Genomic DNA, 13,771 nt, shown 5'->3' with positions numbered 1-13,771 from the left:
AGTTGCCTTGCCGCCGAGTGGAGAACTGCGAGGCTTCTCGTACGCCCGACGTCAGCGCGGACGCAGTGCGCGCACCAAGATCACGCCCGCCAGCACCGCAATCACACCGCCCAGCACCCATGGGATCGGGTCGCGCGGCTGGCTCGGCGCCTCGAATTCGTCAGGGGTGCCCGGGGTTGAGCCCGGTGTTGAGCCCGGGGTTGAGCCGGGTGTCGCAGTTGTGCCCGGTGTCGCAGTTGTGCCCAGTGGCGCAGTGCTGCTGGGTGTCGCAGCCACGAGCGCACTGGCGATCTCGGCGGGCAACTCGATCTCCAGCAACGGTTCGTTCTTGCCTTCTGAGGTCAGGAAGATCCGGCCGGCTGCATCGATCGCGACCGCCTCGCCCTGGGGTTGCGGGGGCAGCGCGAACGTCTCGCCCACCACGTCGAGCTCTGGCCAGGTCAGCACGGTCGCGTCTGCGTACCCGCGTACGAGAAGGTGCTCGCCATCAGGGAAGAACGCCGCATCGGTGACGAATCCCGGCACCTGACCCAGCAACTCCCAACGGCTGTCCGCGCCCAACTCCCCAGGTGCGCCGAAGACCGAGCCGCCGAAGACCTCTTTGGAGATCAGCAGCAGGCGACCCGACCCGGGCACGGCCAGCAGGGCCTCGGCGTTGCGCGCGTGGTCGGGAAAGCGCAGGTCGTACGACTCCACATCCCCACCGTCGAGGGGGACCCGACTCAGCCGGACACTGTCGCGGCGCGCGAGGTTGTCGCCGATGTCCCCGACCCAGACCGCATCGTCGCCATCAGGTGCCAGCGCCTCGACGTCTCGCGGATCGTCGTCGGCCCACTCGATCTCGTCCGTCACCTCGCAGTCCTGGTCGAGGACGAAGATCCGGGACCGATCGCCCGAGTCGTTGGTGGTCACGAAGCCGCCCTCAGACAGCGCGACCAGACCACTCGACTCGGTGATGTCGTCGTCCTTGATCGTGCACACCACCCGTGACCTCGCCTGGTCGGGAGCGGCGGCGGCGGCCGGTGCGCCCAGAAAAGAGGCGCCCAGAAAAGACGCACCCAGCAGCGCTGCGCTCACCTGCAGCGCGAGACTACGGCGACGCATCGAGCAGCACGCCCAGGCGCGGGGAGATGGCCCAGGTCGCGACCAGTTCGGCGTACTCCTGACGCAGAGTCTCGTCGCGGGTGGCGTCGGTACGCACGGCGCGCAGCAGGGTGTTGCGTGGCGTGTGCTCGCTGCCCACGAACTCCACCACATCGACGCGATACCCATGCAGTCGCAGCAACGTCGCACGGACCCCGTCGGTGAGCGTGTCTGCGAGGCGTTCGCGCAGGATGCCGTGCCGGGTGAGTTGGGCGTACGGCGCGGGTGTGGGTGAGCGTCGCAGTTGGGCCGCGATGTCGTGGTGGCAACACGGTGCCGCCAAGATCACCGGCGCCCGCCAGCCGATCGCGCGGGCCAGGGCGTCGTCGGTGGCGGTGTCGCAGGCGTGCAGGGCGAGTACGACCTCCGGAGCCGGGTCGAGTCGGGCCTCCCCGATGGTGCCGACGACGAATTCCGCCTCGATGCCCAGCTGTGCTGCCACAGCCGAGTTGTGCTCGCGCGACTGCTCCTTGACGTCGACGCCGGTGAGGGCGACGGGCAGTCCACGTGCCGTCAGGTGGCGTTGTGCGGCGAAGGTCAGGTACGCGTTGCCGCAGCCCAGGTCAACGATCCGCAGTGGCTGTTCGGCCGTGGGTGCGCGAAGCCTGGCACTGGCCAGCGCTTCGGTCACGGTGGCGTCGAGGTGGCGTACGAACTCCTCGACCTGGCGGTATTTGGCGCGTCGGGTCGGCTTCACGCGTCCTTCGGCGGTCGAGATGCCGAGCGCGATCAACACCGGATCGTCTTCGGCGAAGACCCGACCCTTCACCCGGTCGTGACTGCGCGTGACCTCCGTCGCCGCCTCGCGACGGCTGCTGTGGACCAGCGCCTCACCACGCTTGGTCACTCGCACCTGCAGCGTCTCGGTGGCGGATTCGACATGCCAGTTCCCGAACGGCTCGGCGAGCATCGACGCCACAGCCGCGGCGGCGTCGTCGCCGATCGCATGGTTGCTGGTGTGCGCCTGAGTCTCGTCGTAGGCGACCAGTTGCAGGTGCCGACCGGACTTGAGGTCGACCCAGCGCAGCTCCACGCGCCGCCACGGAGGCTGTTCGCCTCGGCGCCTTCCGGACAGGACTGCCTTGACGAGCGTGTCGGTGTCGACGAGCGCGGCTCGGACCCTTTCCAGCGCGTCTGGGAGCGGCACGCTCACTTGAGCACCGCAGCGAGCAGGACGATCAGCAAGATCGCGGCCAGCGACACGGGGATGATCAGTCGTCGGTGCCGCGGATTCACACCGACGAGCCTAACCGCGGGCGCCCGTACGCGAGTCATCGCCGAGCGCCGCCGCCAACAGTTCCGCCAGATGCCGGGCCGAGCGTCCGGTCAGGTCCGCGACCTGGTGTCGACACGACAGCCCGTCGGCCAACACGACCGCGTCGGGCGCAGCCCTCAACGCGGGCAGCAACTGGGTCTCGGCGACGGCGACCGAGAGGTCGTAGTGGCCGACCTCCATCCCGAAGTTGCCCGCGAGGCCGCAGCAGCCGCCCACCGCGGTGAGGTCGGCTCCCGCCTTCGTCAGCACTCGACGATCGGCCTCCCACCCGAGCACCGCGTGGTGGTGGCAGTGTGGCTGGGCGACTACCGAGGTGCCGGTCAGGTCGGGCACCCCCAGACCCAGTCGCTCGATCAATTCGGCCAACGTCGTCATCGAAGCGGCCACGTCGCCAGGATCGTCCACCAACTCGGCGAGGTCGCCGCGCACGGTGGCCAGGCACGAGGGTTCCAGCACCAGGATCGGCTTGGTGGCGTACGGCGTCAGGGTCTCGACCAGCGCGGTCATCTGCTCCCGTGCGGCGTCGATCTGCCCGGTGGTGATCCAGGTCAAGCCACAGCAGGCGTCCTGGGTGATCACCTGGGCGTTCAGGCCCCAGTGCTCCAGCAGGGCCAGCGCTGCTCTGCCTGCCGCCGGGTGGAAGTGGTCGGTGAAGGTGTCGGCCCACAGCCACACGTCGACCTCCTTGTCCTCTGCACACACCTGGTGAGCGGGGCGGGAGGAAGCGCGCAGAGTCGTCGGCGCGAGCGCGGGCAGTGAGCGTCTGGGATCGGCTCCCGCGAGGCGGCGCGCCAACGCCGCGCCCGGGCCGCTTCCCATCACCCGTGCGAGCCAGGATCGTCCGCGCGCGGCCGGCGCCAGGCGTACGAACGCAGGCAGTCGGCCGAGCGTGTAATGCGACAACGGTCGACGTTTGCCCTGATAGCGCCGCGACAGCACCTCGGACTTGTAGGTCGCCATGTCCACTCCGGTCGGGCAGTCCGACGCGCACCCCTTGCAGGCCAGGCACAGATCGAGCGCCTCGTCGACGGCCGGGTCGTCGAGGCCACGTACGAGTCGGCCGTCGAGCGCCTCCTGCAGCACCCGGGCTCGGCCGCGCGTGGAGTCCTTCTCGTCTCGCGTGGCCTGGAACGACGGACACATCACGCCGGATGCGGTTGCCGCGACGCAACGGCCAACCCCCGTGCAGCGATGCACCGCCTCGGCGAGCGAGCCCTGGTCGTGTGCCAGTCTCAGGTGGGCTCGACCCCGATCCGAGCCGTCCGGAACCTTGCGAAGGTCGGCGTCGAGCGGCGCCGGAGACACCAGCACCCCTGGGTTCAGCACGTCGGCCGGATCGCAGACGCGTTTGACCCGCGCGAAGAGGTCGAGCGACGCCGCGTCGTACATCAGCGGGAGGAGTTCCGAGCGGGCCCGACCGTCGCCGTGCTCCCCGGACAGCGAACCGCCGTACGCCCGCAGCCGAGTCGCGGCTTCGATCAGGAACTCTCGCAGCGCACCTTCGCGTCCGAGTTCGAAGTCGATGCGGGCATGTACGCAGCCGTCACCGAAGTGCCCGTACGGCACGGTGCTCAGCCCGAACTCGGCCAGCATCGCGTCGAAGTCGCGCAGCCAGTCGCCGAGCCGCTCGGGTGGTACGGCGGCGTCCTCCCAGCCGGCGTACGCCGGTCGGTCCAGCGCGACCGCAGCGAGCCCGGCGCCGTCCTCCCGGATCCGCCACAGGGCCGCCGCCTCGACGGGATCGGGGACGATCCGCCCCTCCAGGCAGCTCGCTCCGGTGATCAGTCGCTGGGCGTGCGCGGTGGCCTCGGCGGCGGCCTCCCCCACCACCTCGCACAGCAACCAGCCAGCACCACGCGGCAGGTCCGGGGCGTGGCGCACCAGGCGGGTCAGGCGCGAGTCCAGTCCCTCGCAGGCGACCAGCGGCGCTGCCGACAGCAGGGCCGGCACGTCATCGGCCGCCTCGGCCATCGACGGATAACCGAGCACGACCATCAGCCGGGCAGCGGGCTCGGCCACCAGGCGTACGGTCGCGTCCAGCACCACGCCGAGCGTCCCCTCCGAACCCACCAGCAGCCGCTCCACCCGCCCGCCCAGCTCGGGCAACAGGTGCTCCAGCGAATAGCCGCTGACCTGTCGGGAGAACCGCCCGAAGTTCGTGCGTACGTGTCCCAACTCGCCCGCCACGAGATCACGCAGCGCTTGCGACGTGGGGCCAGAGGTGCCGGGACCGAGCCGACCGGTCTCCCCGTTGCCGAAGGCCACGGTGAGCGCCTCGACGTTGTCGGACGTACGCCCATATCCCAGGGCGCGCGAGCCGCAGGCGTTGTTGCCGATCATCCCGCCGATCGTGCAACGCGTGTGCGTGCTGGGGTCGGGCCCGAAACGCAGTCCCGCCGCGGCCGCCACCTGCTGCAACGACGCCTGCACGACCCCTGGCTCCACGACGGCAGTACGCGAGTCGGGATCGAGCGAGACGATCCGGTCGAGTCCGCGCGTGTCCACGATGATCCCCGGACCGATCGCATTCCCGGCGATCGAGGTGCCCGCGCCCCGCATCGTCAACGGCACACCCCGCTCACGCGCGACGTTCAGCGCTGCCAGCACGTCGTCGCGGTGTCGCGCCCGGACCACCGCCCGTGGCTCGACCCGATAGAGCGAGGCATCGGAGGCGAAAAGGGCCCGGTCGAGCACCGAGTCCGACACCTCGCGTACGCCCTCGCGTCGCAGCGCCGCCACCAGATCCAACGTCGACTACCAGTTCTCGTAGGAGGCAGCGAACACGTCGTGCAACGTCTGCTCGGTGACGTCGACGGGCGCGGTGGCCAGCAGCCGTTGCTGTTTGAGCGCACCCGCGACGAGATCCGGCAGATCGGCTTGGGTGAACCCGACCTCGGCCAACCCCGACGGCATCGCGACATCGCGCATGATCTCGGCGATGGCGCCCGGCAGCGCGTCTCGACCTACCCCGGTGCCGCCGAGCAGTCGGGCGGCGGTCTCGTGGCGTTCGGGCGCCGCGTCGTACGTCGCGGCGAACGCGGCCGGTGCGGTCAGTGAGACGGCCATGCCGTGCGGCACGAGCGGCTCGTCCTGTGGGTACCCCTCGGGTCGATAGTCACGCACCTGTCCGGCGATCGGATACGCGCAGGCGTGCGGGATGTGCACGCCCGCATTGCCGAACCCGAGACCGGCGAAGGTGGCCGCGAGCGCCATCTGCTCGCGCGCCACCGCGTCGTCACCGTGCCGTACGGCCTGGCGGAACGACGCGGCGAGCAGCGCCATCGCCTTCTCCGACCAGACGTCCGAGATCGGGTTCGAGCCGCAGTAGGGCACCCGCTGCTGGGGCGGCTTGGCTGCCATGTCGGCGTACCACCTCGCCGTGTAGCTCTCCACCGCATGGCACAAGATGTCCAGGCCGCAGGAGGCCGTCACGAGCGCAGGCTGGGTCAGCGTCAGCAGCGGATCGACGACCGCTCGGGTCGGGCGCAATGCCCCATGGGAGATGCCGGTCTTCACCCGCAGCGCCAGCACGTCGAGGACGCAGATCGTGGTGCTCTCGCTGCCGGTGCCCGTGGTCGTCGGCACCGCCACCAGCGGCAACAACGCCTTGGTGGGAGCCTGAGCTCTCCCGACGGGAGCGTTCAGGTAGTCCATCAGGTCGCCGTCGTTGGTGACCAGCAGATTGACCGCCTTGGCTGTGTCGATCGCCGAGCCACCGCCCACCGCGACGATCGCCTGGAACGGCATCTGGTCGCGGCCGAACGCGATCGCCTCGTTCATCGACTCGTCGGTGGGTTCGACCCGTGCCCTGTCGAAGACGACCACCTCGATGCCCGGCCACGCGCCATCTGGCCCACCGGCTCGCAGTTGCTGCGCGACCGTGGTCGCAGGACCCGCTGCCGCCACCCCCGGATCGGTGACGAGCAGGACCCTGCGTACGCCTGCCAACGCGAGGTCATACCCGATCTCGGCACTCGCGCCAGGTCCGAACTTCAGCGCGGGCGAGGCGTAGGTGAATACGGTTTCCATCAGACCTCCAATTCCAGGGCATGCCGCACCACGTCGAGCGCCTCGACGCGCCCGTCGCGGACCTCGGCGATGGGCAGCCACGCGACAGCGTCCGTGGTGCCGTGCTGCTCCACCACACACGGCTCGGCTTCCGGCGGGACGCTGGCTTCGAAGAGCAGGTGGATGCCGTGAAAGTCCTCGAAGCGTCCCGTCGGCGCGTTCGCGCGATATTGCGCGTCGTGGACATCGAGCAACCGACCCACCACGGCGGTGACCCCACACTCCTCGCCGATCTCGCGCGCCAGCGAGACGGCGGGCGGCTCACCGTGATCGACCCCTCCCCCTGGCAGCGTCCACGAGCCGGGGAAGACTCCGCGCTCGGACAGTCGCGTCAGCAGAATCGAGTCGTCGCGCACGATCCGGGCGTACGCAGCGATCCGCTGCCTGCGCGCAGGCTCGTAGTCGGCCAACACCTCAGCCACCCACGGCACCAGAGTGACCTTCTCCGCGAGCAGGTCGTCGATCGGCACCCAGCGTGCCTCGACCGTCGAGCCATCGACCTCGACGACCCGAGGCTCGGGCGAGTCCGGAGCGACCCAGCCCTCGTACACGATCCGCAGTGCCTGGTAGTCCCACTTCTTGCCATCGCGGCGCATCGCGGGATAGTGACCCGAATAGACGCGAGCACGCGGATCGATGTGTGCTCGCAGTCCGGTCTCCTCCTCGACCTCGCGTACGACACCCTTAGTCGGATCCTCGCCGTGGTCGACCCCGCCACCGGGCAGCGTCCACAACTCGTCACGCACGATCCGGCGGGCCAATCGGCTCAGGAGGATCTTGTCGTCGCGAATGATGATGGCGTAGGCCCCAACTCTTCTGAACTCCGGGAAACGCGCCATGACACCAAACCTAACGCGCCGTTAGGGTCACCCGGTGACGAAGTCTCGGGACCCTTGGCTCGACAACGCCAAAACCGTGTTGGTCGTGCTCGTCGTGGTCGGTCACTCGCTGGTGCTGTTGCCCGCACAGGAGGAGCGCAACCGGCTCTACGACTTCATCTACTACTGGCACATGCCCGCATTCGTGCTGGTCAGCGGCTACCTCTCTCGCGGATTCCGCTATGACCGCAAGCACCTGACCCAACTGGTCACGATGTTCGTGGTGCCGTACGTGATCTTCTCCTGGCTGATGGCGATGTGGCGGATCCACGTGACTCACGAGGTCGCCGGGTTCGACTCGATCTGGCTCAACCCGCGCTGGCCGATGTGGTACCTGTGCGCGATGATCATGTGGCGGCTCCTGACGCCCCTGCTGCGCTCGCACCCCGCGATGATCCTGATCGCGATCGCCGCCAGTGTCACCGGCGGCCATTGGAGCGTCGAACTCTTCGACATCAACCGTACGATCGGCTTCCTGCCGTTCTTCACGATCGGCCTGCATCTGGGCGCGCGTGAGATGGGCTGGTTGCGCAGCCCATGGTCGAGGGTCCCCGCGATCGCCTTCTTCGCGTTCTTGGCGTTGTGGATCGTGCCGCGCACCGATCGCTATTGGTCCACGTCGTGGATGTTCTTTCGCGACTCCTTCGAAATGCTCGACGTCGACCCCACGACCGGGATGGTGTTGCAGTTCTGTCTGATCGTGATCGGCCTGTGCGGCGCCTTGTCGGCCCTGGCGCTGATCCCGCGCCGCTGGACCTTCTTGGCACCGATGGGGGCGTACACGATCGTGGTCTATCTGCTGCACGGCTTCGTGATCCGCTGGCTCGCGGGTTGGGGCTGGGCCGAGAAGGTGCCCCTGACCGGGGTAGCGCAACTGCTCGTCACCGTCGCCCTCGCGATCGGTCTCGGCCTGCTGCTCGGCTGGCCGCCGCTGGCCAGGCGGCTCAACTACCTGGTCGATCCGGTGGGCGCGGCCCAGAAGGCCAAGCGGGCCCTCGCCGCAAGTTGAGTTGGGCCTCCCTGCCTGTTGAGTTGGGCCCGCCGTCTCAGCTGAACGGAGGACGCGCGTCGAGCGCCACCGAACGACGCCCGGCCCACCGCCACACCCGAGCCGCGCGATCGCGGTCCTCGTCGGTGACCAGATTGCCCATCCACCTCAGCGCCAGCGTCATCAGCCAGTCGCTGCGCATCCCCACCGGCCCGAGGGCCGTCAGGATCTTGGGTACGACGAACACACCCGCCAGGCGGCGCGCGATGGAGAACGCCTCGCCATAATGCTCGGTCAGCAGCGTCGGCCACGCGGCGGCCAGGTCATCTCCGGCCACCAGCATCTCCGCGACCAGCCGGCCGCCTTCGAGGCCGTAGTCGATGCCCTCACCGTTGAGCGGGTTGATGCAGGCGGCGGCATCGCCGATCAGCGCCCAGTTGGGGCCTGCCACGTTGCTCACCGCGCCGCCCATCGGCAGCAGCGCCGAGGTGGGCCGGCGCAACTCCCCGGAGAGGCCGAAGTCCGCGCCGATCGTGTCGGCGTACACCTGCATCAATGGCTTGACCGCGAAATCCGGCGGACGCTTCGACGTCGCGAGCGCGCCTGCGCCCAGGTTCACCGAACCGTCCCCGAGCGGGAAGACCCAGCCATACCCGGACAGGATCTGCCCCTCTTCACCGCGCAACTCCAGGTGCGAGGAGATCCACGGGTCGTCGCTCATCGTGGAGTCGACGTACGACCGCCCCGCCACGGCGTACACCGTGTCGCGATGCCACTCGCGGCCGAGCACCTTGCCGAGCGGAGACCGTACGCCGTCTGCCACGATCAGCCGCTCGCACTCGATCTCGAAAGTGCCGTCCGCACCCTTGAAGATCACGGCGGCGACCCGACCGTCAACTAGGCGTGCGTCGACCGCGCGAGCACCGTCGACGCCGATCGCGCCAGCCTTGAGAGCGGTCGTACGAAGGTGGTCGTCGAGTTCGAGCCTCGGCACCGCGGAGCCCCAGTCAGGCAAGCCCTCGACCTGGGGCCAAGGCAGCAGCAACTTCTGGCCGAAGCCGTGGGCGCGCAATCCTTGGTTGACCGTGTGCGCGCGCACCCAGTCGGTCAGCCCGAGTCGCCCGAGTTCTCCGATCGCGCGGGGGGTCAGTCCATCGCCACAGGTCTTGTCGCGAGGAAAGACCGCTGCGTCGGCCAGCACGACATCGAGACCGTGCCGGGCACACCAGGCGGCGGCCGCGGACCCGGCCGGGCCAGCGCCCACGACGAGGACGTCAGTCTTGGTCGGAGCAGGGTTCACTCCTCAATTGTCTCAGCCGCGGCACGGCGTACCCAATCTCCGGCCTCGGATGGGAGTCCCCGGCTGACCGGTGACTTTCCGGGTTAGTAACCAATGCATCGGTTACACACCGTGAGAGTCCCCGGCCAGCCGGGGACTCTGACGCCACGCTGGCCGGGGCAAATGCGGAAGGACCCGGCCCCACGGGGACCGGGTCCTTCATGCAGGTATCAGCCCTGGTACGACCCGAAGTCGAAGTCGTCCAGCGCCACGGCCTGAGCCTGGTTGCCGTACTCGTAGTCGAAGTTGTCATACCCCGTGACGGCGTACGCCGCGGCGCGCGCCTCCTCGGTGGGCTCGACCCGAATGTTGCGGTAGCGCTCCAGGCCGGTGCCGGCCGGGATCAGCTTGCCGATGATCACGTTCTCCTTCAGACCCAGGAGGCTGTCGGAGCGCGCCGTGGATCGCCGCGTCGGTGAGCACTCGCGTGGTCTCCTGGAAGGAGGCCGCGGAGAGCCACGACTCGGTGGCCAGCGACGCCTTGGTGATGCCCATCAGCTCGGCACGACCCGAGGCCGGCTTGCCGCCCTCGGAGACCACGCGACGGTTCTCGGTCTCGAAGATCGCCCGGTCGACCAGGTCCGACGGCAACAGGTTGGTGTCACCGGACTCGATCACGGTCACGCGACGCAGCATCTGGCGCACGATGATCTCGATGTGCTTGTCGTGGATCGACACGCCCTGCGAGCGGTACACGGCCTGCACCTCGTCGACCAGGTGCTGCTGGGCCTTGCGGACACCGAGGATGCGCAGCACCTCCTTGGGGTCGGGCGTACCGACCACCAACTGCTGACCGACCTCGATGTGGTCGCCGTCGTGCACCAGCAGACGCGACCGCTTCGAGACGGCGTACTCCGCGACCTCCGAGCCGTCGTCCGGAGTGACGAGCACCTTGCGCGACTTGTCGGTGTCCTCGATCTGCACGCGACCCGAGTGCTCCGAGATCGGCGACAGACCCTTGGGGCTGCGCGCCTCGAAGAGCTCGACCACACGGGGCAGACCCTGCGTGATGTCATCCGCGGACGGCCACACCACCGGTGTGGAACGTACGCATCGTCAGCTGCGTGCCGGGCTCACCGATCGACTGCGCCGCGATGATGCCGACCGCCTCACCGATGTCCACGAGCTTGCCGGTGGCCAGCGAACGGCCATAGCACTTCGCGCACGTGCCGGTCTTGGCGTCACAGGTCAGCACCGATCGGACCGAGACCTGCTCGATCCCGGCCGCGACGAGCTCACCGATCTTGACGTCGCCGAGGTCCTCACCGGCCGCGGCGAGCACGTCGCCGCTTTCCGGGTCGAGCACCTCGACTGCGGCACTGCGCGCGTACGCACTGGTCTCGGCGTGGTCGTCGCGACGTACGACCCCGTCCTCACCCTTGACGCCGATGACCTTCATCAGGCCCCGCTCGGTGCCACAGTCGTCCTCACGGATGATGACGTCTTGCGACACGTCGACGAGACGACGCGTGAGGTAGCCGGAGTCGGCCGTACGAAGCGCCGTGTCAGCCAGACCCTTGCGAGCACCGTGCGTCGAGATGAAGTACTCGAGCACCGAGAGACCCTCGCGGAAGTTGGCCTTGATCGGCCGCGGGATGATCTCGCCCTTCGGGTTGGCCACCAGACCACGCATGGCGGCGACCTGACGGATCTGCGTCAGGTTTCCAGACGCGCCGGAGTCGACCATCATGTAGATCGGGTTGGTGCGATCGAAGTTGGCCTCCATCGCCTCCCCGACCTCCTTGGCCGCGGCGTTCCAGATGTCCATCAGCTCCTGGCGACGCTCGTCCTCGGTGACCAGGCCCTTCTCGAACTGCGACTGCACCTTGGCGGCCGTCACTTCGTACGACGCGAGGATCTCGGCCTTGTTGGCCGGGGTGACCACGTCGTCGATGGACACGGTGACACCCGAGCGCGTGGCCCAGTGGAAACCGGTGTCCTTGAGGGCGTCCAGCGAAGCCGCGACCTCGACCTTGGTGTAACGCTCGGCCAGGTCGTTGACGATCGCGCCCAGGCGCTTCTTGCCGACCTCCTCGTTCACGAACGGGTAGTCCGCGGGGAGGGTGTCGTTGAACAGCGCGCGGCCCAGGGTGGTCTCCAGGGTGATATCGCGACCGGTCTCCCAGTCGGCACCCAGATCGAGATCCAGGGGCGGCACGATGTCGTTGAAGCGGATCCGGATCCGGTCCTGCAACGTGATCTCGCCGCGGTCGAACGCCATGATCGCCTCGGCCGGGGACGAGAACGAACGAAGCTCGCCGCGCTCGTCGCGCACCTCGCCACGCTCGGTCGTCAGGAAGAACAGACCGATGATCATGTCCTGGGTCGGCATCGTCACCGGGCGACCGTCGGACGGCTTCAAGATGTTGTTGGTCGACAACATCAGGATGCGAGCCTCGGCCTGCGCCTCTGCGGACAGCGGCAGGTGTACGGCCATCTGGTCACCGTCGAAGTCGGCGTTGAAGGCCGTGCAGACGAGCGGGTGGATCTGGATGGCCTTGCCCTCGATCAACTGCGGCTCGAAGGCCTGGATGCCGAGGCGGTGCAGCGTCGGTGCGCGGTTGAGCAGCACCGGGTGCTCCATGATGACCTCTTCGAGGACATCCCAGACCATCGCATAGCGGCTCAGACCCGAGTTGGCGCGCTCCACCATCCGCTTGGCGGACTTGATGTTCTGCGCGTGCGACAGGTCCACCAGGCGCTTCATCACGAACGGCTTGAAGAGCTCGAGTGCCATCTGCTTGGGCAGACCACACTGGTGCAGCTTCAGCTGCGGACCCGACACGATGACCGAACGGCCCGAGTAGTCCACGCGCTTGCCGAGCAGGTTCTGACGGAAGCGTCCCTGCTTGCCCTTGAGCATGTCGGACAGCGACTTCAACGGCCGGTTGCCCGGACCCGTCACGGGACGACCACGACGACCGTTGTCGAAGAGGCTGTCCACAGCCTCCTGCAGCATCCGCTTCTCGTTGTTGACGATGATCTCGGGAGCACCGAGATCGAGCAGACGCTTCAACCGGTTGTTGCGGTTGATCACGCGGCGGTAGAGGTCGTTGAGGTCCGACGTGGCGAAGCGGCCACCGTCGAGCTGCACCATCGGGCGCAGGTCGGGCGGGATGACCGGGACGGCGTCGAGCACCATGCCGAGCGGCGAGTTGTCGGTCTTGCGGAACGCGTCGACGACCTTGAGGCGCTTGAGGGCGCGTACCTTGCGCTGACCCTTGCCGGTGGCGATGGTCTCGCGCAGGGACTCGACCTCGGCCTCGATGTCGAAGGTCTCGAGACGCTTCTGGATCGCCGTGGCGCCCATGTGGCCCTCGAAGTACTTGCCGAACCAGTTCTTCATCTCGCGATAGAGCAGTTCGTCACCCATCAGGTCTTGGACCTTCAGGTTCTTGAAGGTCGACCAGACCTCCTCGAGACGGTCGAGCTCGCGCTGCGCGCGGTCACGGACCTGCTTCATCTCACGCTCGGCACCGTCGCGCACCTTGCGCTTGGCGTCGGCCTTGGCGCCCTCGTCCTCGAGGACCGCGAGGTCCTCTTCGAGCTTCTTGGCACGGTCGTCGAGCTGACCATCGCGACGCTTCTCGAGGCGCTCGCGCTCCAGGCCCACCTTGTTCTCCAACGAGGAGAGGTCCTGGTGACGCGCGTCGTCGTCGACCGCGGTGATCATGTACGCCGCGAAGTAGATGACCTTCTCCAGGTCCTTCGGGGCGAGGTCGAGCAGGTAGCCCAGCCGCGACGGCACGCCCTTGAAGTACCAGATGTGCGTCACGGGAGCCGCGAGCTCGATGTGACCCATCCGCTCACGGCGGACCTTGGAGCGGGTCACCTCGACGCCACAGCGCTCGCACACGATGCCCTTGAAGCGGACTCGCTTGTACTTTCCGCAATAGCACTCCCAGTCCCGGGTGGGACCGAAGATCTTCTCGCAGAAGAGACCGTCACGTTCAGGCTTGAGCGTGCGGTAGTTGATGGTTTCCGGCTTCTTGACCTCACCGTGGGACCAGTCGCGGATGCTCTCCGCGGTGGCCAGGCCGATCTGAAGCTGGTCGAAGAAATTAACGTCCAACACTTAG

8 protein-coding genes and 1 pseudogene are annotated in these 13,771 nt (G+C 68.1%); 1 reads left to right on the top strand and 8 read right to left on the bottom strand.

Features of this window, described 5'->3' with window-relative positions; translation table 11 throughout:
* Positions 1 to 51 precede the first annotated feature (51 nt).
* Genes V9G04_01945 through V9G04_01920 form a run of 6 tightly spaced genes read right to left on the bottom strand, consistent with a single transcriptional unit; the run spans position 52 to position 7,326 of the window.
* A complete protein-coding gene (locus V9G04_01945) occupies positions 52 to 1,077 on the bottom strand; it encodes a hypothetical protein (GenBank protein MEI2712069.1) in 1,026 nt (341 codons plus the stop codon).
* 13 nt (positions 1,078 to 1,090) lie between these two features.
* Positions 1,091 to 2,296: an SAM-dependent methyltransferase gene (locus V9G04_01940; protein MEI2712068.1), complete on the bottom strand. Its 1,206-nt coding sequence runs from the start codon at positions 2,294 to 2,296 to the stop codon at positions 1,091 to 1,093.
* A complete protein-coding gene (locus V9G04_01935) occupies positions 2,293 to 2,418 on the bottom strand; it encodes a hypothetical protein (GenBank protein MEI2712067.1) in 126 nt (41 codons plus the stop codon). The genes V9G04_01940 and V9G04_01935 overlap by 4 nt, the downstream gene beginning before the upstream one ends.
* Positions 2,390 to 5,158 carry an FAD-binding and (Fe-S)-binding domain-containing protein gene (locus tag V9G04_01930; protein MEI2712066.1) on the bottom strand — a complete coding sequence of 923 codons (2,769 nt, stop codon included), beginning with the start codon at positions 5,156 to 5,158 and terminating at the stop codon, positions 2,390 to 2,392. The genes V9G04_01935 and V9G04_01930 overlap by 29 nt, the downstream gene beginning before the upstream one ends.
* 15 nt (positions 5,159 to 5,173) lie before the next feature.
* Complete coding sequence (locus V9G04_01925) at positions 5,174 to 6,448, bottom strand: hydroxyacid-oxoacid transhydrogenase (GenBank protein MEI2712065.1); 1,275 nt, start codon at positions 6,446 to 6,448, stop codon at positions 5,174 to 5,176.
* A complete protein-coding gene (locus V9G04_01920; protein MEI2712064.1) occupies positions 6,448 to 7,326 on the bottom strand; it encodes an NUDIX domain-containing protein in 879 nt (292 codons plus the stop codon). Before V9G04_01920 ends, V9G04_01925 begins: the two co-directional genes overlap by 1 nt.
* A 34-nt stretch (positions 7,327 to 7,360) precedes the next feature.
* Here V9G04_01920 and V9G04_01915 point away from each other — a divergent pair, with 34 nt between their 5' ends.
* Positions 7,361 to 8,374, top strand: a complete 1,014-nt coding sequence (locus V9G04_01915) for an acyltransferase family protein (GenBank protein ID MEI2712063.1) — start codon at positions 7,361 to 7,363, stop codon at positions 8,372 to 8,374.
* A 37-nt stretch (positions 8,375 to 8,411) separates the two neighbouring features.
* On the opposite strand, the gene V9G04_01910 is transcribed toward V9G04_01915, so the two are convergent.
* Both V9G04_01910 and V9G04_01905 read right to left on the bottom strand, forming a co-directional pair.
* Complete coding sequence (locus V9G04_01910; GenBank protein MEI2712062.1) at positions 8,412 to 9,653, bottom strand: geranylgeranyl reductase family protein; 1,242 nt, start codon at positions 9,651 to 9,653, stop codon at positions 8,412 to 8,414.
* 209 nt (positions 9,654 to 9,862) lie between these two features.
* Positions 9,863 to 13,767 (bottom strand): annotated as a pseudogene (locus tag V9G04_01905) (DNA-directed RNA polymerase subunit beta').
* Between the last annotated feature and the right edge of the window lie 4 nt (positions 13,768 to 13,771).

The organism is Nocardioides sp., assembly GCA_037045645.1.
Classification (GTDB): Bacteria; Actinomycetota; Actinomycetes; order Propionibacteriales; family Nocardioidaceae; genus Nocardioides.
The sequence above is the reverse complement of the archived record's forward strand: the minus strand, read 5'-3'. Positions and strand labels throughout refer to the sequence as shown.